Below are 21,743 nucleotides of genomic sequence, written 5' to 3' on the forward strand. Positions count from 1 at the left end.
AATGTCCCCCCTGAGAAGACGATCACGAGGAAGGAACGCTTCATGCTTTCCCGCCTGTTTGCCCCCAAGGTCACGGTCAGCGCCCACTGCGACCTGCCCTGCGGCGTGTACGACCCGGCCCAGGCCCGCATCGAGGCGGAGTCGGTGAAGGCCGTCCAGGAGAAGATGGCCGGCAACGACGACCCGCACTTCCAGACGCGCGCCACGGTCATCAAGGAGCAGCGCGCCGAGCTCGCGAAGCACCACGTCTCCGTGCTGTGGAGCGACTACTTCAAGCCGCCGCACTTCGAGAAGTACCCGGAGCTGCACCAGCTGGTCAACGACACCCTGAAGGCCCTCTCGGCCGCCAAGGGCTCGAAGGACCCGGCGACCGGCCAGAAGGCCCTGGACTACATCGCCCAGATCGACAAGATCTTCTGGGAGACCAAGAAGGCCTGACACGGGTCAGCACCCCGGGGCCGGCGATCGGTGCACCATCGCAGGCCGCAGGAGACCCCGAAGGGGCCCGGCCGCATCCCGGCCGGGCCCCTTCGGCGTCACCCCGGGGCAGGCGCCCTCTCAGGCGTCCCCTCCGGCCCGTTCCCTCCGGCTATTCCCTCCGGCCGGACTTCCGTGCGCTCAGGGCGTCTCCGTGGTCGCCCCTCGGCGGTGTCGCACCGGCTCGGGCCGCGCCCCGCCCTCGGCGGTCCCGGCGTCCGGCTCGGAACCTGCCGTGCACTTCGGGTTGTGGCACGGACCGGGAGCCCACGTCGGGACCCACGCGCCCAGCGTCTTGTGGCGCCGGACGACTGCTTCGACTGGCTGTCCGCACTGGGGACAGACGTACGTGTCGCTGTCCATACCCCCAGGCTAGGCCGGACGGCGGCTCAGCGCTTCCGGTGGTACGTGCGCACCACGACGCCGTTGCCGAAGGTGCGCACCGAGTCGGGCACGAACTCGCAGACCTCGAAGCCGGAGGCGAACATCGGCATGCCGGAGCCGAGGAGCACCGGGTAGGTCTTGATGACCAGTTCGTCGACCTCGTCGACCAGTTCGCCGGCGACGGCCGATCCGCCGCACAGGTAGATACCGAAGGCGCTGTCCTCGGCCTTCAACTCCCGGACCCTGCCGACCAGGTCCGTCTCGATGATCTCGACGTTCGGGTCGGGCGACTCGGTGAGCGTGCGCGAGGCGACGTACTCGCGCAGGTGTGCGTACGGGCTGGTGATGCCCTCCTTGAGGGCCAGGTCGTAGCTGGCCCTTCCCTGGACGATCGTGTCGAACCGTTTGTTGGGCAGGTCGTCGAGGCCGAGTGCCCGGCGGCCGTGGGTGGCCACCGTCTCCGGATACTCCGCCTTCAGGAACTCGAGGAACTCCCCGTCGACGAACGGGAGCATGAACGACGCGTCGCCGTCCGGGCCGCCGATGAAGCCGTCGATCGAGCAGGCGACGAAGTACGTGAGCTTGCGCAAACCGGTCTCCCTTTCGCGTGGACCGTTGACCACTACGACCACAGTACTCCGTATGTAGTTGTTTGGCGAGCGGATGGGCGCGGTCGAGCGATCAACAGGTCCGGGGCTCCCGCCACATGGGCCACATCCGGGGGCCGTCCGGCAGGTCGAGGGCCCGTCCGGTGAACTCGAAGCCGAGACGTTCGTACAGCACCTTTCCCCGGGCGCTGCTCGCCTCCAGGTAGGCGGGCAGGCCCTCGCGGTCGCAGCGGTCCAGGACGCTCTCGATCAGCGCGGTACCCAGCCCCTCGCCCTGCCGTTCGGGGACGACGCCGATCATCCACAGGTACTCGTGGGCCCGGCCGGAGGGGTGGATGCCGTCCGTCAGCCGGGCTATCGACTCCACGCGCGCGTTCTCCGGGTCGACGGCCTCGCGGATCCGCGCGGGTATGTCCTCGGCGTCCTTCCCGGACCCGGCGTCCTCCCCGGACCCGTCGTCCGGCTCGGCGCCGGCGTGCTCGTCGGCCGGTACGGACAGCCACAGCGCGCAGGCGGCACCGTCCTCGGTGAGGTCGATGCGCCCGTCGGCGAGGACGGCGTCGGTGAACGCGGCCATGAGCCGGTGGTGCGTCCGGCGGCGGTACTCCTCGCCGGGGAAGACCCAGCTGCTCACCGGATCGTTCTGGAAGGCCTCGTCCAGCAGCCGGACGACCAGCTCCCGGTCGTCCTCGCCCGCCGTCCGGATCACCACACCCATGCCTCGCCCCTTCGACTCAACATCGCTCGTACGTACGGCGGTTGAGCCTATCCGGTGAGTTTGCCCGCCCGGCGGGAGAGACAGGGAGGCGGGCCCCGCACACCGTGGGGAAGTGCGGGACCCGCCGGACCGGAGCCGCCGGCGGTGCGGCCGTACGTCGGTCAGGTGCCGTACGGCCCTGCACGGGCTCCGGGGTCTTGCGCGGCCGGGTGGCCGTCAGGTGCTGCGCCGGGTCACGAACTCGGCCAGCGCGAGCAGGCCGCCCGCCGCCTCCGGGTCGGGTACGGCACGGGCCAGCTCCTGCATGGCCCTCGCCATCCGGTCGGCCGCCTGGGCCTGCGCCCAGTCCCGGCCGCCGGCCCGCTCCACGGCCAGGGCGGTGCGCTCCAGGTCCTCCTTGTCCTTGTCGTACGGCGCCGCGTACAGCTCGACGAGTTCGGCGGCGGCCGGGGTGCCGGAGGTGAGGGCGGCGACCACCGGCAGCGACTTCTTGCGGGCGGCCAGGTCCGCGCCGGCCGGCTTGCCGGTGTGGCGCGGGTCGCCCCATATGCCGATGACGTCGTCGATGAGCTGGAAGGCCAGCCCGGCCTCGCGGCCGAAGGCGTCCAGGGCCTCGACGTCCTCCGTGGCGGCGCCCGCGTACAGCGCGCCGAGGGCACAGGCGCAGCCCAGCAGGGCCCCGGTCTTCGCCTCGGCCATGGCGAGCGTCTCGTCGAGGGTGACCTGGTCCGGCGGGCGCCCTTCCATGGCCGTGTCCGCGTGCTGGCCCTCGCACAGCTCCATGACGCAGTCCGCGAGCCGGGTGGCCGCCGCCGGGGACGCCGGGTGCGGATCCGCGGCGAGCAGCCGCAGGGCGAGCGCCTGAAGGGCGTCCCCGGCCAGAATCGCGTCGGCGTCGCCGAACACGGTCCACGCGGTGGGCCGATGCCGCCGGGTGGCGTCCCGGTCCATCACGTCGTCGTGCAGCAGGGTGAAGTTGTGAACCAGCTCCACCGCTGCCGCGGCCCGGCCGGCCGCCGCACGGGCCGCAGGCCCGCCGAGCGCGGTCGCCGCGGTGAGGACGAGCGCGGGGCGGATCGCCTTGCCCGCGTTGCCCGTCGCGGGCGTGCCGTCCGCGTGCTGCCAGCCGAAGTGGTAGAGCGCGATCCGGCGCATCGAGTCGGGCAGCGAGGCGATGGCGGAGCGCAGTTCGGGGTCGACCGACGCACGCGACTCCCTCAGGAGCACGGCCGCCTCGTGCCCCTCGGCCCCGGGTCCCTGCCCTTGGGCCCGGCCCCGTCCCCCGGACGGCTCCCCCGGCTCGTTGTCCCGCTGTGTGCCGATGGGTCCGTGCCCTTCCGGCGTTCCGGTGGAACGGCGCGTCACGGTGGCGCCGCGCCGGATCTCCGTCATGGACTCACCTTCCCCCTGGGCCCGTCCGTACCCCGGGGGTGTACCCGCCCCGAGGGGCGGGAACACGGCGCCGCGGACAGTGGCGTCACCGCCAGCGGCCGATCTCGACGTTCTCCAGGACGCCGAGCGCGTCCGGCACGAGGACCGCGGCCGAGTAGTAGGCCGTGACCAGGTACTTGATGATGGCCTGTTCGTTGATGCCCATGAAGCGCACCGACAGACTCGGCTCGATCTCGTCGGGGATGCCGGTGGCGCGCAGGCCGATGACGCCCTGGTCCTGCTCGCCGGTACGCATCGCGATGATCGAGGACGTGCGGGCCTCGGTGACCGGAATCTTGTTGCAGGGGTAGATCGGCACCCCGCGCCAGGTCGGGATGCGGTTCCCGCCGACGTCGATCGTCTCCGGGACGAGTCCGCGCTTGTTGAGCTCGCGGCCGATGGCGGCGATGGCACGCGGGTGGGCGAGGAGCAGCTTGGTGCCGCGCCGGCGGCTGAGCAGTTCGTCGAGGTCGTCCGGACCGGGCACGCCGTCGTGCGGCTGGATGCGCTGGTCGTACTCGCAGTTGTGCAGGAGGCCGAACTCACGGTTGTTGATGAGTTCGTGCTCCTGACGCTCCTTCAGCGCCTCGACCGTCAGCCGGATCTGCTGCTCGGTCTGGTTCATCGGCTGGTTGTACAGGTCGGCCACGCGCGAGTGGATGCGCAGCACCGTCTGGGCGACGCTCAGTTCGTACTCGCGGGGCCGGCCCTCGTAGTCGACGAAGGTGTGCGGGATGTCCTGCTCGCCGCTGTGACCGGCGGAGAGGTCGATCTCCTTCTCACCGTGCCGGTTGGTGCGCTGCTCCGGGATCGCACGCCGCTGCTCCAGGTGCTCGCGCAGGGAGTCGGCGCGCTCCGCCACCTGCTCCACCTCCTGGCGGGGCAGCACGAGCACCGTGCAGGCGGTCACCGTGCGGGCGGTGTACTCCCAGATGGCGTCCCCGTCGAGCAGCGCCTGGTCGCCGAAGTAGGCGCCGTCGGCGAGGACGCCGAGCACCGCGTCGTCGCCGTAGGGACCGGTGCCGACCTTCTCGATCTTGCCGTGCGCCAGCAGGTAAACCTCGTCGGCACGGCCGCCGAAGGAGGCGATCACCTCACCGGGGCCGAACTCCCGCTGCTCGCAGCGCTGCGCGAGCTCCGACAGGACCTCGTCGTCCTCGTAGGAGCGCAGCGCCGGCAGCTCGCCCAGCTCGGCGGGGATGACCTCGACGCGGTCTCCGGTCTTCACGAACGTCACACGGCCGTCGCCGACGGCGTAGGTCAGACGCCGGTTCACCCGGTACGTGCCGCCCTGAATGTCCACCCAGGGGAGCGTGCGCAGCAGCCAGCGCGAGCTGATCTCCTGCATCTGAGGAACGGACTTGGTGGTGGTGGCCAGGTTCCGCGCGGCCGCCGTGCCGAGGCTCTGCTGCGGCCTGGTCTGCTCGGTGCGGACCTCTTCGCCTACCGACATAAGGAATTGCCCTCCCGGTCATGCCGGACGACTGCGCCCGGCATCGATGTGCGTGGACCAGCCTTCCTCACGGAGCGTGCCGGTGCTATTACACGAAAGAGCGGGAATGGATCACGTGCGGCCGGGGCAGATATGGGGGCTTGTTCGGCGTCTCCGTGACAAGTCCGGCGCGGAGCCGCCCGGTTCGGCGGCGTCGGCCGGGACGGGAGTGTCCGAAACGGCTCGCACACGGACCGAACAGGGAACGCCCGGACCGAAACGAGCAATAGGAGGCACTCCGTTTCGGTACAAGCTCCCTACGAGGCGGTCGCGTCGGGCGGTCGTCGCCGAGCGCGAAGGAGCCGGCCGTGGCCCCACCCATGTCCGCGAGCAGTTTCCTCGAGGCACTGAAGGCGGAGGGCCTCACCGTCGTCGAGGTCGGTGACTGGCGGGAGCACAACCGCAACCACAAGGGGCCCTGGGGCCCCGTGCACGGCGTGATGATCCACCACACGGCCACCAGGGGCAGCGCGCGGACGGTGGACGTCTGCCGCGAGGGCCACGAGGATCTGCCGGGCCCGCTGTGCCACGGCGTCGTCACCAAGGACGGCCGGGTCCATCTGGTCGGGTACGGCCGCGCCAACCACGCCGGCCCGGGCGACGACGACGTCCTGCGCGCGGTGATCGCCCAGAAGGCGCTGCCACAGGACAACGAGGCCGGCACCGACGGCAACCGGCACTTCTACGGCTTCGAGTGCGAGAACCTCGGCGACGGCGACGATCCGTGGCCGGCGGAGCAGCTGGAGGCGATCGAGCGGGCCGCCGCGGCCGTGTGCCGCCACCACGGCTGGAACGAGCGGTCGGTCATCGGCCACCTGGAGTGGCAGCCGGGGAAGGTGGATCCGCGCGGGTTCACGATGGCCTCACTGCGCGAGCGGGTCCGCGACCGGCTGAAGTGACCGGGGACCGCCCGCAGTGGTCCCGGGAGCGGCCGCGCCCCCGGGACCGGCCGACGCGAGGTGTCCGCCACGCGCGGCGGCGCGACAATGGCGGGGTGACCGGCACCGACACCCGCGGCCTCGCCGCCCTGCGGCCCCGTCTGCCCTCTCCCCTGCGGGAGGTGGCCGACGGACGCTTCGAGCGGCACGGCGTCCGGTTGCTGCTCAAGCGGGACGACCTGATCCACCCCGAGCTGGTCGGCAACAAATGGCGCAAACTGGCGCCGAATCTCGACGCGGCGGACGGCCGTACGGTCGTCACGTTCGGCGGCGCCTACTCCAACCACCTGCGGGCCACGGCCGCCGCCGGGCGCCTGCTGGGGCTGCCCACGGTGGGTGTCGTCCGCGGTCAGGAGCTGGCGGAGCTGCCGCTCAACCCCTCGCTGGCCCGGTGCGCCGCCGACGGCATGCGGCTGCACTTCGTCGACCGCTCGACGTACCGCCGCAAGGCCCAGCCGGAGACCCTGGCCGCCCTGCTGCGCGCGGTGGAGGCCGAGGACGCCGTCGTCGTCCCCGAGGGCGGCAGCAACGCCCGGGCCGTCCGCGGCTGCCGCGCCCTGGGCGAGGAACTGGGCGAACACGCCGACGTGACCGCTCTCGCCTGCGGCACCGGTGGCACGCTGGCCGGGCTGGCCGCCGGGCTCCCTGCGGGGCGGCAGGCCCTCGGCATACCCGTTCTCAAGGGCGGTTTCCTGGCGGACGACATACGGCGGCTCCAGGAGCGCGCGTTCGGTGGACGGCGCGGCACCTGGAGCCTGGACGACCGCTTCCACCACGGCGGCTACGCCCGCACGACGCCCGGCCTCGACGCCTTCGCCGACGACTTCGAGCAGCGCCACGGTCTGGCCGTCGAGCGCGTCTACGTCGCCAAGCTGCTGTACGCCCTGCTCGCGCTCACCGAGGAGGGCGCCTTCCCGCGCGGGACGGCCCTCGCGGCGGTCGTCACCGGCCGGCCCTTCCCCTGAGCGGCCCACCACCGCGCCGGCGCACCGGTTCAGGTGGTCTCGCGGTAGGCCGCCGCCTCCTCCAGGTCCAGCCGGCGCAGCAGCGTCCGGAGCATCTCGTCGTCGATGTAGCGGCCGTCCCGCAGGCGGACGAAGACCTCGCGCTCGGCGCTGATCATCTCCCGGGAGAGCCGCCGGTAGGTGTCGTCGACGGTCTCGCCCGTGACCGGATTGACCTGGCCGAGCCGTTCCCAGACGGCGTTGCGACGGCGCTCCAGGACCGTGCGGAGGCGGTCGGCGAGGGGGGCCGGCAGCGTGTTGCGCTCGTCGTCGAGCAGGTCGTCCAGGCGCTGCTCGGCGACCCGCGAGGCCTGCGCCTGCGCGTTGGCCTCCGCGAGCGTCTCGGCCTGCACGTCGTGCGCGGGGAACTTCAGCAGGCGGATCAGCGGCGGCAGGCTGACGCCCTGGACGACCAGCGTGCCGATGACCGTCGTGAAGGTCAGGAACAGGATGAGGTTGCGCTCGGGAAAGGGCTCGCCGCCGTGCACGGTCATCGGAATGGAGAAGGCGATGGCCAGGGAGACCACGCCCCGCATCCCGGCCCAGCCGATCACGAACGGCCCCTTCCAGGAGAGGTCGCCCTCACGCGCGCGTACACGTGCCGACAGCCGGGGCAGGAAGGTCGCCGGGTACACCCACACGAACCGCGCCACGGCGACCACCAGGAAGAGGACGAGGGCGTACCAGGCGGCGTCGGCACCCTCGTACTCCCCCAGGCCCCGGAGGACGACGGGCAGCTGGAGTCCGATGAGGGCGAACACGGCCGACTCCAGGACGAACGCCACCATCTTCCACACCGCCTCCTCCTGGAGCCGGGTGGCGAAATCGACCTCCCACGCGCGGTGGCCCAGATAGAGCGCGACGACGACCACCGCGAGCACTCCCGAGGCGTGCACCTGTTCGGCGACCGCGTAGGCGACGAACGGGATCAGCAGGGAGAGCGTGTTCTGCAGCAGCGCCTCCGTGAGGTGGGTGCGCAGCCAGTGCAGCGGCACCATGAGCACCAGCCCGACGCCCACGCCGCCCACCGCGGCGATCAGGAACTCGCCGATGCCGCCGGCCCAGGTGGCGCCCTCGCCGACGGCCGCCGCGAGCGCCACCTTGAAGGCGGTGATCGCGGTCGCGTCGTTCACCAGGGACTCGCCCTGCAGGATCGTGGTGATGCGCGAGGGCAGCCCCACGCGGCGGGCGACCGCCGTGGCCGCGACGGCGTCCGGCGGCGCCACGACCGCGCCGAACACCAGGGCGGCGGTCAGCGGCAGGCCCGGCACGACGAGGTAGGCCGCGCCGCCGACGACGAAGGTGGCGAACAGGACGTAGCCCACGGACAGCAGCGCCACGGGCCGGGCCTGCGCCCGCAGGTCGAGGTAGGAGCTGTCGGTGGCCGCCGTGTAGAGCAGTGGGGGCAGCAGCAGGGGCAGCACGATGTGCGGGTCGAGGGTGTAGTCGGGCACACCGGGGACGTAGCTCACCGCCAGGCCCGCCGCGACCAGCAGCAGCGGCGCCGGTACCGGCACCCGCCGTCCCGCCGCGGCGACCGCGGCGCTGCCGGCCACCAGCAACAGCAGCGGCATCACGTCCATCGTCCTCGCCCGCCCTCGTTCTTCCGCGCGGTCTTCCGCGCAGCCGTCGTAACCTGGCAATCATGAAACAGTGCACGCACGCCGACGCGCTGCCGCACCCGGAACCCGAGCCGTGCGGCGAGACCTGCCCGGAGTGTCTGGCCGAGGGCACGGACCCGGTGCAGTTGAGGCTGTGTCTCAGCTGTGGCCATGTCGGCTGCTGCGACTCCTCGCCGAGGCAGCACGCGACGGCGCACCACAAGGAGACCGGGCATCCGGTGATGCGGACCTTCGAGCCCGGGGAGAGCTGGCGTTGGTGCTTCGTCGATCACGTCCTGGTGTGACCTCTGCCGGGGACGGTTCGAACGTCTGACGTCTGGGTACGTCAACCCGGCGCGCGCTCTTCCGATTTGGGCCCGCCAACCCCCTAGCCACTGTGCGTGTTCGAGTGTTTACTATGAGTGACAGCACGGGGTTGGGGTCTTGGGGACAGGAAACTTCGGAGCGCGATAACGTCACCGCTGAACCATGCATCGCGTTATCCCGGGGGGCGTCCCTCGGCCCTGTAACGCTTGTACCACCTTGGAGGTGAGGGTGTCCCAGATCGCAGGCGAGCCCGCGACCCAGGACTTCGTCGAAGTCCGGCTGCCGGCCGCGGGTGCCTACCTGTCGGTGCTGCGTACGGCGACGGCCGGCCTCGCAGCTCGTTTGGACTTCACCCTCGACGAGATCGAGGACCTGCGCATCGCAGTCGACGAGGCCTGCGCGATCCTGCTCCAGCAGGCCGTGCCCGGCTCGGTGCTCAGTTGTGTCTTCCGCCTCGTCGACGACTCGCTCGAGGTCACCGTCTCGGCGCCGACCACGGACGGCCACGCCCCCTCGCGGGACACCTTCGCCTGGACGGTGCTCTCCGCCCTCGCGGGCAAGGTCTCCTCCGCCGTGGACGAGGACAAAACCGTTTCGATCAGCCTCTACAAACAGCGCGGCGCGGGACCCGGGCCGACGTGAGGGACGGGGACGGGCCGGTGCGGGACGAAGAGCGCGGTACACGGGAGCTGCCGGCCGAGGGCGCACGTTCTGAGAACGAGGCGCGACGCACGGCGGACGGCATCGACGGCATCCCCGAGCAGGCCCGGCCGCATCCGGAGGACGAGACCTCGCCCGAGGCCGTCGTTCCGGGCGACGGGCCGCGGACCGGGGGCACCCCCGTCCGGCCCGTCCGAGCGGAGGCGCGGGCTCGGGAAAGGGCGACGGGCGGGACGATGAGCGAGCACGAGCGACACGCCGACGGCCACGCGCCGGGTGCACGGGGCACGCAGGGCACACGGCACGACCCGCAGGACCGCAGTGGGGCGCGCCTCCTGTTCGCCGAGTTGCGCACGCTGGAGAAGGACAGCCCGGAGTACGCGGAGCTGCGCAATCGGCTGGTCCGCATGCACCTGCCGCTCGTCGAGCACCTCGCGCGCCGCTTCCGCAACCGCGGCGAGCCCCTGGACGACCTCACCCAGGTCGCCACCATCGGCCTGATCAAGTCGGTCGACCGCTTCGACCCGGACCGCGGGGTGGAGTTCTCCACGTACGCGACACCCACGGTCGTCGGGGAGATCAAGCGGCACTTCCGAGACAAGGGCTGGGCGGTGCGCGTCCCGCGCCGGCTCCAGGAGCTGCGGCTGGCCCTGACGACGGCCACGGCGGAGCTCTCCCAGCTGCACGGCCGCTCCCCCACGGTGCACGAGCTCGCCGAGAAGCTGTCGATCTCGGAGGAGGAGGTCCTGGAGGGCCTGGAGTCGGCCAACGCCTACTCCACGCTGTCCCTGGACGTCCCGGACACCGACGACGAGTCCCCGGCGGTCGCCGACACCCTCGGCGCCGAGGACGAGGCGCTCGAAGGGGTGGAGTACCGGGAGTCGCTCAAGCCGCTGCTGGAGGACCTGCCGCCGCGGGAGAAACGCATCCTGCTGCTGCGCTTCTTCGGCAACATGACCCAGTCCCAGATCGCGCAGGAGGTCGGGATCTCGCAGATGCACGTGTCCCGGCTGCTGGCCCGCACGCTGGCGCAGCTGCGGGAGAAGCTGCTGGTCGAGGAGTAGCGGCCGGTCGGCGGTCGTCCTACGGCCGCTTGCCGGCGTTGCCCGGTCCCCGGATGCCGAGGGCCAGGGTGGTCTCGGGGTTGATGAGCAGGTACAGCGCGGTGAGCGCCGCGACGCCGAGCACGACGCCCGCCGGGACGGCGAAACTGTCGGCCCCCGCCATGTTGTAGGCGACCGGCAGCGCCATGATCTGCGTGATCACGGCCGGGCCGCGGCTCCACCCCCGCAGGCGGATCAGTCCGCGGGCGGCGAGCAGCGGCAGCAGGGCGAGGACGAGCAGGGTGACGCCGCCGGTGACGGCCGAGGTCCGGTCGTCGGGGTGTCCGGTGAGGCCCCCCACGAGCATCCAGGCGCCGCCGACGACGAGCGCCAGGCCCTCCAGTGCGGCGATCGCGGCCGCGGCGGTCACCCGGGCGGGGCGGGGCTCCGCCTCCTCGGCGGCTGCGGGGTCGGGGGTCTGCTCACTGCTCACCCCTGCAGGGTAGCCCTCGGCGCACCTGTGCCCGCGCCCGCCCGGGTGTCGGGCGTATCACGCGCGGCGGGCCGGGGTGGCGATCTTCACTCCGGTCTGGGCCGAGTACCGCCCGGTAGGTACGCTGCACACCATGCGTGCACTTCTCGTGGTCAATCCGGCGGCAACCACTACGAGTGCGCGTACGCGCGACGTGCTGATCCACGCGCTGGCGAGCGAGATGAAGCTGGAGGCGGTCACCACCGAGTACCGCGGCCACGCGCGCGACCTCGGCCGGCAGGCGGCCCAGAGCGAGGACGTCGACCTGGTGGTGGCCCTCGGCGGCGACGGCACGGTGAACGAGGTCGTCAACGGCCTTCTGCACGCGGGCCCCGACCCGGAGCACCTGCCCGGTCTCGCGGTGGTCCCCGGAGGTTCCACCAATGTCTTCGCCCGCGCCCTCGGGCTGCCCAACCACGCGGTGGAGGCCACCGGAGCGCTGCTGGACGCGCTGCGCGAGGGCAGCGAGCGGACCGTCGGCCTCGGCCTGGCGTCGGGTACGGCGGGCACGGAGGACGAGGCGGTCCCGGCCCGCTGGTTCACCTTCAACGCCGGACTGGGCTTCGACGCCGGCGTGGTCGGCCGCGTCGAGCAGCACCGTGAGCGCGGCAGGAAGTCGACGCACGCCCTCTACGTCCGTCAGGTGGTGCGCCAGCTCATCGGCGAGCCGCACCGCCGCAGCGGGACGATCACGCTGGAGCGGCCGGGCGAGGACCCGATCACCGATCTGGTGCTGTCCATAGTCTCGAACACCTGTCCCTGGACGTTCCTCGGCAACCGCCCGATCTACGCCTCCCCCCAGGCCTCGTTCGACACCGCGCTCGACGTCTTCGGTCTCAGCCGGCTGTCGACGGCCGCGGTTGCCCGGTATGGCACCCAGTTGCTCACTTCGTCCCCCGAGCGCGGGCCGCGCGGTCGGCACGCGGTCTCCCTGCACGATCTGACCGAGTTCACCTTGCATTCGAAGGTGCCCCTGCCCCTTCAGATGGACGGTGACCACCTGGGGTTGCGTACCAGCGTGACGTTCACAGGCGTACGCCGTGCACTGCGTGTGATTGTGTGAGCAGAAGGGGCGAAAGTCCTTTCACTCGAACGTTTAGACCAGGATCCACCCCATGGAAGTACGGCTGTGACCTAGTCGACACCGAAGAATCAAAAAAAACTTTCCGGAAGGGGTTGTATCCGCCGCCGAGGTTTGCGAGTCTCTTCTTGGCGATCGGGACAGCCCGCAAGACCGGCATCCACAGATCACCGGAACCCCTCTTCAAACCACAGGACCACGCCAGGGAACCTGGCGGTAGGCCCTTCCCTTGTTGAGGGATTCGTGAAAGCGTTCACATTCACAAGCATCCCAGCATGTAATACCAAGGAGAGGTAGCAGCCATGGACTGGCGTCACCGCGCCGTTTGCCGCGAGGAAGACCCCGAGCTCTTCTTCCCCATCGGCAACACCGGTCCCGCGCTGCTGCAGATCGAGGAAGCCAAGGCCGTCTGCCGTCGCTGCCCCGTCATGGAGCAGTGCCTGCAGTGGGCGCTCGAGTCCGGTCAGGACTCCGGCGTCTGGGGTGGTCTCAGCGAGGACGAGCGCCGCGCAATGAAGCGCCGTGCCGCCCGCAACCGGGCTCGTCAGGCCTCCGCCTGACAACCCACCCCTACTGACAGCCTCAGCTTGGCGGCGCGTACAGCGAGTACGCATCCCCCGCTCCCGAGCCGCAGCGCGCAGTACCCCCGATGCGCATCGGACGATGTAGCGCACGAGCACAGGCCTCGGACCTTCACAGGTCCGGGGCTTTTTGCTGTGCCCACCACCCGGCCGTGCCCCTCACCCGACGGCCGCTACTTCGCGGCGGGCACCGGAATGTCGAGGATCACCCGGGTGCCGCGCTCCGGGGCCGGGACCATGTCGAAGGTGCCGCCCAGCTCACCCTCCACCAGGGTGCGGACGATCTGCAGGCCGAGGTTGCCGGAGCGGTGCGGGTCGAAGCCCTCGGGCAGGCCCACGCCGTCGTCCTGGACGGTGACCAGCAGCCGGGCCTCCTTGGTCGTGCCTCCCCGGACCGCCGAGACCTCGACCGTGCCGGTGTCGCTGTCCCGGAAGCCGTGCTCCAGGGCGTTCTGCAGCACCTCGGTCAGCACCATGGACAGCGGGGTGGCGACCTCGGCGTCGAGGATGCCGAAGCGGCCGGTTCGCCGGCCGGTGACCCTGCCCGGGGAGATCTCGGCCACCATCGCCAGCACCCGGTCGGCGATCTCGTCGAACTCCACGCGCTCGTCCAGGTTCTGGGAGAGCGTCTCGTGCACGATCGCGATCGAGCCGACCCGGCGCACGGCCTCCTCCAGTGCCTCGCGCCCCCGGTCGGACTCGATGCGCCGGGCCTGCAGGCGCAGCAGGGCCGCCACCGTCTGGAGGTTGTTCTTCACCCGGTGGTGGATCTCCCGGATGGTGGCGTCCTTGGTGATCAACTCGCGCTCGCGACGGCGCAGTTCCGTCACGTCGCGCAGGAGGACGAGCGAACCGATGCGGGTGCCCTTGGGTTTGAGCGGGATGGCGCGGAACTGGATCACCCCGTCGTGCGCCTCGATCTCGAACTCGCGCGGCGCCCAGCCGCTGGCGACCTTGGCGAGCGCCTCGTCCACCGGGCCGCGGGAGGGGGCGAGTTCGGCGGTGGTGCGGCCCAGGTGCTGGCCCACCAGGTCGGCGGCCAGGCCCATGCGGTGGTAGGCCGACAGCGCGTTCGGGGAGGCGTACTGGACGATGCCGTCGCCGTCGACCCGGACCAGGCCGTCGCCGACGCGGGGCGAGGCGTCCATGTCGACCTGCTGGTTCTCGAACGGGAAGGCCCCGGCCGCGATCATCTGGGCCAGGTCCGACGCGCTCTGCAGATAGGTCAGCTCCAGCCGGCTCGGAGTGCGCACGGTGAGCAGGTTGGTGTTGCGGGCGATGACCCCGAGGACGCGTCCCTGGCGGCGCACGGGGATGGACTCGACGCGGACGGGGACCTCCTCGCGCCACTCCGGGTCGCCCTCGCGCACGATGCGGCCCTCGTCCAGGGCGGCGTCCAGCATGGGGCGCCGGCCGCGCGGGACGAGGTGGCCGACCATGTCGTCCTGGTACGAGGTGGGGCCGGTGTTGGGCCGCATCTGGGCGACGGAGACATAGCGCGTGCCGTCGCGGGTGGGGACCCACAGGACCAGGTCGGCGAAGGAGAGGTCGGACAGCAGCTGCCACTCCGAGACCAGCAGATGGAGCCACTCGAGGTCGGAGTCGTCGAGTGCGGTGTGCTGGCGTACGAGTTCGTTCATGGAGGGCACGGGGCTGAGCGTACCTGGCGGTACGGACGGCGACGGAAACCAGCCACGCTCCACGGATCCCCGCCCCGGCCTCCGACGCCGTCCGGACGGCCCCCGGAAACACCCGCGGGCCGCGGCGCCTGAGAGGGACCCTCAACCCTCCCGGCACCGCAGCCCGGAGCAACATCGGCCGTGGGGTGTGCGGTCCCGGTCGGCCGAAGGATGAGGAGCCGGGGCAGTCAGGGCAGAGAGCTCCGGATCCTCGGTCCGTCCTCCTGTGCGGGGAGGACGGAAGCTCGACGATCACCTTGCGTGAGTGACTCGGTCAGTGTCTCAGCGACCATTCTGGACTAGACCACTTACCGTGTCCATGCGGTGGACGTTGTTTGTTGCTGGTGACTCGTGCCGACTGCGTCCCTGGGTAGCAGCCCCTAGAAGCCTAACCCTGTTGGCTCAACCACGGGGCCGGACCGCCAGGGCAATTTCCGCGAGCGCCTCCAGCTCCGCCCGGCTCGCGCCGTCGCGCGCCTGCTGCGACATGCCCTGGATCATCGCACCGGTGTGCCGGGCGAGGGCGGGGGCGTCGGTGCCCGGGGGCAGCACACCCCGGTCCACGTCGGCCTCGATCCGGCGCTCGATGGCCTCGATGTTGGCGCTGGGCGGAGTGGGGACGCCGGCCGAGGTGGCCGACGTGGTCGCGTTCCTCGCCCCGCGGGAGAGCCGGTGGATCACGGGAAGCTGGGTGGACGCCACGGGGGGCGCTGACCTGACGCCGCCGCGCGGACACGGCCACCCACCCGACCGTTTCGGCGCGACCGCGGGGCCCCGCTCTGTTAGATTGGTCTAAACCACATAGCCAGTCCCGGACCCCGGGTGAGTCCTCTCTTCGAAACGGCAGGCCAGCGTGGAAGTTGTCATCGTTCCCGATGCCAGAGCGGGCGGCGAACTCATAGCCGAAGCCATGGCGCAGCTGCTCCGGCGCAAGCCCGACGCCCTGCTCGGGGTGGCCACTGGCTCGACGCCGCTGCCCGTGTACGAGGCGCTGGCGGCCAAGGTGCGCTCGGGTGCCGTGGAGACCGCGCGGGCCCGGATCGCCCAGCTCGACGAGTACGTGGGGCTGCCCGCGGAGCACCCGGAGTCGTACCGCTCGGTGCTGCGGCGCGAGGTGCTCGAGCCGCTGGGGATCGGCATGGACGCGTTCATGGGCCCCGACGGAACGGCCGCGGACGTGCAGGACGCGTGCGAGGCCTACGACCGGGCGCTGAGCGGGGCCGGCGGGGTCGACCTCCAGCTGCTGGGCATCGGCACCGACGGACACATCGGCTTCAACGAGCCGTGCTCCTCGCTCGCCTCGCGGACGCGCATCAAGACGCTGACCGAGCAGACCCGCGTCGACAACGCGCGCTTCTTCGACGGCGACATCGAGCAGGTGCCGCACCACGTGATCACCCAGGGCATCGGCACCATCCTGGAGGCGCGGCACGTGGTGCTGCTCGCCACCGGCGAGGGCAAGGCCGACGCGGTCGCCGCGAGCGTCGAGGGCCCGGTCGCGGCGGTGTGCCCGGCCTCCGCGCTGCAGCTGCACCCGCACGCCACGGTCGTCGTCGACGAGGCCGCCGCGTCCAAGCTGAAGCTCGCCGACTACTTCCGGCACACCTACGCCCACAAGCCGGACTGGCAGGGCATCTGACCCGTCCAGTCCCGGTCCGGCGGGCCGGACACCCCTGCGCGCACGGCGCCGGATCCCGTCACAGGGCCCCGGCGCCTTCGCCGTACCCGCACACCACCACCGGCACGGCGCCCGCGTCCCGGCCGCACCGCCCCGGGCACCGCGCTCCAGCGCCCGCACTCCCGCCGCCACCAGCACGCTGCTCCCCGCACCCGCGCGGCGACGGTTTCCCTCGCCCACCGTCCGGGCTCGCCCGCCCTTCGCCGGGAGGCCGTGCGCGGCCACGCACACCGAAGGCGCCGGCCCGTCAGGGTACCGGCGCCTTCAGTGGGGCGACGGGTGGTCGTCAGACGCCGGCGACGGCCTCGGCCGCTGCCCGGCCGCAGACGCGGGCCGCGCCGTGGGTGGCCAGGTGGAGGGCGCCGCGGGCCTCCGCGCGCGGGACGCCCATTTCGACGACGATCGTGTCGGGGCGGGCCGCCAGCAGGACGTCGAGGGCCGCCGCCATCCACGGGTGCCGGTGCTCGTCGCGGACGACGGCGACGATGCGCCGGGAGCCCGCCGCGGCCAGTGCCTCGCGGCCCGCGTCGGCGCCGCTGAAGCTGCCGGTCTCGGTCCCCGGGAGCAGGCGGCCCAGCTCGGCGGCCACACCCCAGGGGGTCTCGTCGCCGACCGCGATGTTCGCCACCGGGGTGAACGCGGCGACGTACGCCGGCTCGGTGAGCGGCGCGGACTCCCCCGCGACGGTGACCCGCAGGGCGCGGCGGGCCGCACGCAGGCCCACGTCACCGTCCGCGGTGGCCGAAGCCTCCGCGCCCGGCCGGTTCGCCGTGGTCCAGCGGGCCAGCGCCCTGACCCGCTCCGCGGCGTCGGCCAGGCGCTCCTCGGGGAGTTCGCCCGCGCGGACCGCCTCGACCAGCGCGTCGCTCAGCCGCCGTACGGTGCCCTCGTCGGACAGGCCGCCGCCCACGCAGATGGCGTCGGCGCCGGCCGCGATGGCCATGGCGGTGCCGCGTTCGATGCCGTAGGTGCCGGCGATCGCCTTCATCTCGATGCCGTCGGTGACGATGAGCCCGTCGTAGCCCATCTCGCCCCGGAGCAGGTCGGTCAGGATGCGGCGGGACAACGTTGCCGGACGGTCCGGGTCCAGGGCCGGGACCAGGATGTGGGCGCTCATCACGGCGCGGGTGCCGGCCGCGATGGCCGCGCGGAAGGGGACCAGGTCGCGCTCGGCGAGCACGTCCGCGTCCACGTCGATGCGCGGCATGGCGTGGTGGGAGTCGATGCCCGTGTCGCCGTGGCCCGGGAAGTGCTTGGTGCAGGTGGCCACGCCCGCGGACTGCATGCCGGTGACGTAGGCCGCGGTGTGCCGGGCGACCAGGTCGGTGTCGGCGCCGAAGGAGCGCACGCCGATGACCGGGTTGTCCGGGTTGGAGTTCACGTCGGCGGACGGGGCCCAGTTGAAGTCCACGCCCGCGGCGGCGAGCCGTCGGCCCAGTTCCGCGGCAACCGCCCGGGTGAGCCCGACGTCGTCCACCGCGCCGAGGGCGTGGTTGCCGGGGAAGGAGGAGCCGGTGCGCACCTCCAGTCGGGTGACGTCACCGCCTTCCTCGTCGATCGCGACCAGCACGTCCTCGCGCTCGGCGCGCAGCTGTGCGGTCAGCGCCGCCACCTGCTCGGGCGAGGTGACGTTCCGCCCGAACAGGGCGACGGAGGCCAGCCCCTCGCCGAGCCGGCGCAGCAGCCAGTCGGGGGCGGTGGTCCCGGCGAAGCCGGGCTGGAGGACGGTGAGCGCGTCGCGGGTGAGGGTGTCGGTGGCCCTGGCGAGGGTCGTCATGGGTGGCGCTATCCCTTCACGGCGCCGGAGGTGAGGCCGGCGGCCATCTTCTTCTGCACGATCATGAAGAAGGCCACGACGGGTATGGCGATCATCGTCGAGGCGGCCATCAGGGCGCCGTAGTCGGTGCCGTGCGAGGTGGTGAAATTCATGAGCCAGACGTTGAGCGTGTACTTGTCGTTGTCCTGCAGCACGATGTAGGCGAGCAGGTATTCGTTCCAGGCGTTGATCAGGGAGAAGATCGACGCGGCGGCGAGACCGGGGGCGAGCAGCGGGAACACCACGCGCCAGAAGGCGCCCATCCGGGAGCAGCCGTCGACCATCGCGGCCTCCTCCAGCTCCAGCGGGATGTTCACGACGAACCCGCGGATCATCCAGGTGGCGAACGGCAGCGTGGTGACGAGGTAGATGACGATGACGCCCCAGTACTCGTTGATCGCCCCCAGGTCGTTCAGCTGGATGTAGAGGGGGATCAGCATGGCCGTGGGCGGCAGCAGCTGCACCACGAGCAGCACGATCATGAACGCCTTGCGGCCGGCGAACCGGAACCGGCCGATCGCGAAGGCGGCGATCGTGGAGAGCACCATGGCACCGAGGACGGCGGTCACACAGATGATGAGGCTGGACTGGATGGCCGTGCCGAAGTTCGGCGCGTCGATCGCCCGGCGGAAGTTGTCGAAGGTGACGGAGTTCGGCCAGAGCTTCTGGTCGTAGGAGCGGATCTCGTTGTTGGGGCGCAGCGCGCTCACCACGAGCCAGTAGACCGGGAAGGCCATCACCACGAAGGTGACGAGACCGACGAGGTTGTAGACGTGCCGGCTGCGCTTCTTGCGGTCGGGCCGGTACTCGGGCGCCGTGGCGCCGGGGGCTGTCGTCTCGCTCACTCGACCTCTCCGATCTTGAGCAGCTGGCGCAGGTAGTAGACGGCGACGCCGGAGAGGAGCAGCACGGTGATCAGGGCGATGGCGGCGCCCTGGCTGAAGCTGTTCGACTCGAAGGCCTTCTCGTAGGAGTAGAGGCCGAGCAGGTTGTACTCCTCCTCCGGCTTGTTGCCGCGCATCAGGAAGACCTGGCCGAAGACGTTGAAGTCCCAGATCACCGAGAGCGTGGCCACCATCTGGAAGACGGGCTTGATCACCGGCCAGGTCACGTAGCGGAACACGCCGATGCGTCCGGCGCCGTCCAGCTCCGCGGCCTCCTCGAGCTCGCTCGGCACCTGGGTGAAGGCGGCGTACAGCGTGACGGTGACGAAGGGCACGGCCCCCCACACCACCACGGCACCGATCATGAGGAAGCCCTGCTTCGGGTCGAGCCACCAGTTGTGACCCTGGAAGTCGAGGCCCAGGTACTCGGTGAGCACCATGTTGGCGACGCCGTAGTCGGAGTCGGCGAACCAGCGGAAGATCGAGGTGGCGACCAGCAGGGGCAGCGACCAGGCCGCGATCAGGGCGCCGGTCAGCAGCAGCCGCACCGCCTTGGTCATGCGCTGCATGGCGTGGGCGAGGAAGAGGCCGATGGCCAGCGTGCTGACGACGCACACCACCATGAACAGCACGGTGCGCCAGACGACGTCGTAGAACTCGCTGTCACCGAGGATGTTGGTGAACTGGTCGAAGCCGACCCATTCGGCGGCCTGGCCGGTCCACAGTTCCCGTCGGCCGACGTCCTGGAAGGACATGATCACGGTCTTGATCAGCGGCCAGACGAAGACCGCGGCGAGGGCCACGACAGCCGGCGCGATCAGCAGATAGGGCAGCAACGGCCCGTTCGTCCACCGGCTCCGCCGGGGTGCGGACGGTGCCGGGCCGTCACCGCGAGGCGGCCGCGAGGCGGACACCTCCGGGCCGGCTGTCTTGATGTCGGCGGCACTCACTGTGCTGGCCTTCCGTTCGAAGGGTTCTGCATCGAGTCGGCGGCCGGCCCGCCCAAGGCGGCCGGCCGCCCGACCGGCCTTGTCCGGCGGCGCGGCCGGACAAGGCACCGGAGGTCAACGAGGTTCGAGCGGGGAGGCTCAGGAGGCCTCGTTGATTAGAGAGTTGATCTCCGCGTCGGCGGCCTTGGTGGCTTCGGCGACCGACTTGCCCTTGAGGATGTCGAGGAGCATCGTCTCGAGCGTTTCCTTCTTCTCGATCGCGGACCAGCCCGGCGCGATCGGGGTGAACCAGGCGTCCGGGACCGCGTTGGCGATCGGCGCCGTCTCGGGCTTGGCCTTCAGCGGCTCGAGCTGCTTGGTGTTGTTCGGCAGGATGTTCTTCTCGGCCAGGGCGGCCTGGGACTTCTCGTTGGTGAACAACGAGATCCATTCCTGACCCAGGTCCTGCTGGTCGGACTTGGAGACCGTCGCGAGGTCGGAACCGCCGATGAAGGACGGAAGCGCCTTGCCCTCCGGACCGGGCATGCCGGCCGTGACGATCTTGTCCTTCAGCTTGGGGTTGCCGTTCGTCTTGGAGTCGACGACGCTGCCGGCTTCCCAGGCGTTGCCGTAGAGAAGAGCGGTCTTCTCGTTGGCCATGACATTGGCGTGGTCCTGCTCGTCCTTCGTCTGGTCACCGTGGTTGTACTTCTTGACCAGGTCGATGAAGTGCTGGATGCCCTTCTGCGCCTCGGGCGTGGACAGGGCGGCCTTCCACTCCTTGCTGCCCTCGTCGTAGGTGGCGATCTCACCGCCGTAGGCGGCCACGTAGGACATGGCGGCGTACCAGTAACGGCCCGGCAGGTACAGCGCGGAGAACGCGTTGTCCTTCTTGTACTTGTCCTGGACCTTGTCGAGCGCCTTGAGCAGCTCGTCCTCGGTCTTCGGCAGCTGGTCGGAGCCCGTGCCGGCCTTGAACATGTCCTTGTTGTAGATGGCCACGCGGGCACCCGCGTAGTACGGGACGCAGTAGAGCTTGCCCTCGTAGGAACAGGTGTCCTTGAGGCCCTCGATCCAGGTGTCCGAGTTGTCGTACTTCTTGGCGTCGATCTCGCCGAGGGCGCCGTTGAGGATGTACGTCATGGTCTCGGTGTTGCCGAGTTCGACCACGTCGGGGAACGAGTCGCCGGAGAGGGCGGCGTCGAGCTTCTTGGTCTTGTCGCCCCACTGCTGGTACTGGACGTTGACCTTGACCCCGGGGTACTTCTTGTTGAACTCGGTGTTCGCCTGCTTGACCAGCTCGGGCCAGCTACTCTGGGCGTCCACCATCAGCCAGACGGTGAGCTCGCCCTTGCGGTCCTTCGGGTCCTGCTTGGACGCTTCGTCGTCCGAGCCTCCGCACGCCGCGATGCTTGCCATCATGCCCGCGATACCGATCGCGGCTATCAGCTTGCGCTTCACGCCACCCTCCTCAGGGATGCCACAAACCCCCCTGCCTCCCTGCGGTTCAAGCGTGAACGCGTACCGCTCCTGGGGCCGGGACCTGGACCAATGGTGTAGACCAGTAGGGGGAGCTTGGCCCAGACCAATAGGCCTGTCAAGGGTGTTCAAACCCAGTCGGTCCGTCCGTGATGCGACCGAGATATGCAGGGACCTTTCATTGCGCAAGCGACAGAACGGGCGCACCGGGACCGGGTGTACCACCCCCCACCGAATGGCGCGCCGGCCGACCCCCGAACGCGCGTACCAGCGGCGTCCGACCCCGCTGTGGACTAGACCAAGGGTGTTCCCGCGGGTATACAGAAGGGATCACGGAGCGTGCGGGGGCCATCCCGGCACGAAGCCGTGCCACGATGTGAGCCGTGGCCGACAGGGAAGCG

General features: G+C 71.0%; 21 protein-coding genes and 2 pseudogenes. 10 read left to right on the forward strand and 13 right to left on the reverse strand.

The window, feature by feature from the left end; all coding sequences use genetic code 11:
• Positions 1 to 42 precede the first annotated feature (42 nt).
• Positions 43 to 438 carry a superoxide dismutase, Ni gene (gene sodN / locus D1J63_RS12100; protein ID WP_003973716.1) on the forward strand — a complete coding sequence of 132 codons (396 nt, stop codon included), beginning with the start codon at positions 43 to 45 and terminating at the stop codon, positions 436 to 438.
• Between the two features lie 180 nt (positions 439 to 618).
• Here sodN and D1J63_RS37135 read toward each other — a convergent pair whose 3' ends face one another.
• From D1J63_RS37135 to D1J63_RS12125, 5 genes are all read right to left on the reverse strand, one after another.
• Positions 619 to 840: a hypothetical protein gene (locus D1J63_RS37135; protein ID WP_125628897.1), complete on the reverse strand. Its 222-nt coding sequence runs from the start codon at positions 838 to 840 to the stop codon at positions 619 to 621.
• A gap of 26 nt (positions 841 to 866) precedes the next feature.
• Positions 867 to 1,451, reverse strand: coding sequence for a dihydrofolate reductase family protein (locus D1J63_RS12110; RefSeq protein ID WP_125628898.1), 585 nt, complete (start codon positions 1,449 to 1,451; stop codon positions 867 to 869).
• A 91-nt stretch (positions 1,452 to 1,542) separates the two neighbouring features.
• The gene (locus D1J63_RS12115) at positions 1,543 to 2,187 is read right to left on the reverse strand and encodes a GNAT family N-acetyltransferase (RefSeq protein WP_125628899.1); all 645 of its coding nucleotides are present in this window, start codon (positions 2,185 to 2,187) and stop codon (positions 1,543 to 1,545) included.
• A gap of 216 nt (positions 2,188 to 2,403) precedes the next feature.
• Entirely contained in the window at positions 2,404 to 3,579 is a 1,176-nt protein-coding gene (locus tag D1J63_RS12120; protein WP_125628900.1) for a family 2 encapsulin nanocompartment cargo protein polyprenyl transferase, read from the reverse strand.
• Positions 3,580 to 3,664: 85 nt separating this feature from the next.
• On the reverse strand, positions 3,665 to 5,071 hold the full coding sequence (locus tag D1J63_RS12125; RefSeq protein ID WP_125628901.1) for a family 2B encapsulin nanocompartment shell protein: 1,407 nt from the start codon (positions 5,069 to 5,071) through the stop codon (positions 3,665 to 3,667).
• A 359-nt stretch (positions 5,072 to 5,430) separates the two neighbouring features.
• Between D1J63_RS12125 and D1J63_RS12130 the strand changes: the two genes are divergently transcribed.
• Both D1J63_RS12130 and D1J63_RS12135 read left to right on the forward strand, forming a co-directional pair.
• The gene (locus D1J63_RS12130) at positions 5,431 to 6,009 is read left to right on the forward strand and encodes an N-acetylmuramoyl-L-alanine amidase (RefSeq protein WP_125635412.1); all 579 of its coding nucleotides are present in this window, start codon (positions 5,431 to 5,433) and stop codon (positions 6,007 to 6,009) included.
• A 95-nt stretch (positions 6,010 to 6,104) separates the two neighbouring features.
• A complete protein-coding gene (locus tag D1J63_RS12135) occupies positions 6,105 to 7,013 on the forward strand; it encodes a pyridoxal-phosphate dependent enzyme (RefSeq protein WP_125628902.1) in 909 nt (302 codons plus the stop codon).
• 29 nt (positions 7,014 to 7,042) lie between these two features.
• On the opposite strand, the gene D1J63_RS12140 is transcribed toward D1J63_RS12135, so the two are convergent.
• Positions 7,043 to 8,635, reverse strand: coding sequence for a Na+/H+ antiporter (locus D1J63_RS12140; protein WP_125628903.1), 1,593 nt, complete (start codon positions 8,633 to 8,635; stop codon positions 7,043 to 7,045).
• A 62-nt stretch (positions 8,636 to 8,697) separates the two neighbouring features.
• Between D1J63_RS12140 and D1J63_RS12145 the strand changes: the two genes are divergently transcribed.
• The 3 genes from D1J63_RS12145 (at position 8,698) to D1J63_RS12155 (ending at position 10,704) form a co-directional block, all read left to right on the forward strand.
• Positions 8,698 to 8,958: a UBP-type zinc finger domain-containing protein gene (locus D1J63_RS12145; protein WP_059300643.1), complete on the forward strand. Its 261-nt coding sequence runs from the start codon at positions 8,698 to 8,700 to the stop codon at positions 8,956 to 8,958.
• 250 nt (positions 8,959 to 9,208) lie between these two features.
• On the forward strand, positions 9,209 to 9,622 hold the full coding sequence (locus D1J63_RS12150; protein WP_003973726.1) for an anti-sigma regulatory factor: 414 nt from the start codon (positions 9,209 to 9,211) through the stop codon (positions 9,620 to 9,622).
• 17 nt (positions 9,623 to 9,639) lie between these two features.
• On the forward strand, positions 9,640 to 10,704 hold the full coding sequence (locus D1J63_RS12155; protein WP_164712811.1) for an RNA polymerase sigma factor SigF: 1,065 nt from the start codon (positions 9,640 to 9,642) through the stop codon (positions 10,702 to 10,704).
• A 19-nt stretch (positions 10,705 to 10,723) separates the two neighbouring features.
• On the opposite strand, the gene D1J63_RS12160 is transcribed toward D1J63_RS12155, so the two are convergent.
• Positions 10,724 to 11,176: a hypothetical protein gene (locus D1J63_RS12160; RefSeq protein ID WP_125628905.1), complete on the reverse strand. Its 453-nt coding sequence runs from the start codon at positions 11,174 to 11,176 to the stop codon at positions 10,724 to 10,726.
• Between the two features lie 133 nt (positions 11,177 to 11,309).
• Between D1J63_RS12160 and D1J63_RS12165 the strand changes: the two genes are divergently transcribed.
• Together D1J63_RS12165 and D1J63_RS12170 are read left to right on the forward strand one after the other, a co-directional pair.
• Positions 11,310 to 12,278 carry a diacylglycerol kinase family protein gene (locus D1J63_RS12165; protein WP_125628906.1) on the forward strand — a complete coding sequence of 323 codons (969 nt, stop codon included), beginning with the start codon at positions 11,310 to 11,312 and terminating at the stop codon, positions 12,276 to 12,278.
• Positions 12,279 to 12,598: 320 nt separating this feature from the next.
• Complete coding sequence (locus D1J63_RS12170; RefSeq protein ID WP_003973730.1) at positions 12,599 to 12,856, forward strand: WhiB family transcriptional regulator; 258 nt, start codon at positions 12,599 to 12,601, stop codon at positions 12,854 to 12,856.
• A 194-nt stretch (positions 12,857 to 13,050) separates the two neighbouring features.
• On the opposite strand, the gene D1J63_RS12175 is transcribed toward D1J63_RS12170, so the two are convergent.
• Together D1J63_RS12175 and D1J63_RS12180 are read right to left on the reverse strand one after the other, a co-directional pair.
• Positions 13,051 to 14,526 carry a PAS domain-containing sensor histidine kinase gene (locus D1J63_RS12175; protein WP_102931832.1) on the reverse strand — a complete coding sequence of 492 codons (1,476 nt, stop codon included), beginning with the start codon at positions 14,524 to 14,526 and terminating at the stop codon, positions 13,051 to 13,053.
• Positions 14,527 to 14,958: 432 nt separating this feature from the next.
• A pseudogene (locus D1J63_RS12180) lies at positions 14,959 to 15,162 on the reverse strand (TetR/AcrR family transcriptional regulator); the annotation flags it as partial.
• Between D1J63_RS12180 and D1J63_RS37140 the strand changes: the two are divergent.
• Positions 15,146 to 15,277, forward strand: a pseudogene (locus D1J63_RS37140) (short-chain dehydrogenase); the annotation flags it as partial. The pseudogenes D1J63_RS12180 and D1J63_RS37140 sit on opposite strands and share 17 nt — an antisense overlap.
• A 132-nt stretch (positions 15,278 to 15,409) precedes the next feature.
• Positions 15,410 to 16,195, forward strand: coding sequence for a glucosamine-6-phosphate deaminase (nagB, locus tag D1J63_RS12190; protein WP_102931833.1), 786 nt, complete (start codon positions 15,410 to 15,412; stop codon positions 16,193 to 16,195).
• Between the two features lie 325 nt (positions 16,196 to 16,520).
• Here nagB and D1J63_RS12195 read toward each other — a convergent pair whose 3' ends face one another.
• The 4 genes from D1J63_RS12195 to D1J63_RS12210 form a co-directional block, all read right to left on the reverse strand.
• Complete coding sequence (locus tag D1J63_RS12195; RefSeq protein WP_125628907.1) at positions 16,521 to 18,011, reverse strand: glycoside hydrolase family 3 N-terminal domain-containing protein; 1,491 nt, start codon at positions 18,009 to 18,011, stop codon at positions 16,521 to 16,523.
• 8 nt (positions 18,012 to 18,019) lie between these two features.
• On the reverse strand, positions 18,020 to 18,895 hold the full coding sequence (locus D1J63_RS12200) for a carbohydrate ABC transporter permease (RefSeq protein WP_102930977.1): 876 nt from the start codon (positions 18,893 to 18,895) through the stop codon (positions 18,020 to 18,022).
• Positions 18,892 to 19,884, reverse strand: coding sequence for a sugar ABC transporter permease (locus tag D1J63_RS12205; protein ID WP_102930976.1), 993 nt, complete (start codon positions 19,882 to 19,884; stop codon positions 18,892 to 18,894). The genes D1J63_RS12200 and D1J63_RS12205 overlap by 4 nt, the downstream gene beginning before the upstream one ends.
• 138 nt (positions 19,885 to 20,022) lie before the next feature.
• Positions 20,023 to 21,324, reverse strand: a complete 1,302-nt coding sequence (locus D1J63_RS12210) for a sugar ABC transporter substrate-binding protein (protein ID WP_102930975.1) — start codon at positions 21,322 to 21,324, stop codon at positions 20,023 to 20,025.
• Between the last annotated feature and the right edge of the window lie 419 nt (positions 21,325 to 21,743).

Source organism: Streptomyces sp. KPB2 (assembly GCF_003950055.1).
Lineage (GTDB): Bacteria > Actinomycetota > Actinomycetes > Streptomycetales > Streptomycetaceae > Streptomyces > Streptomyces salinarius.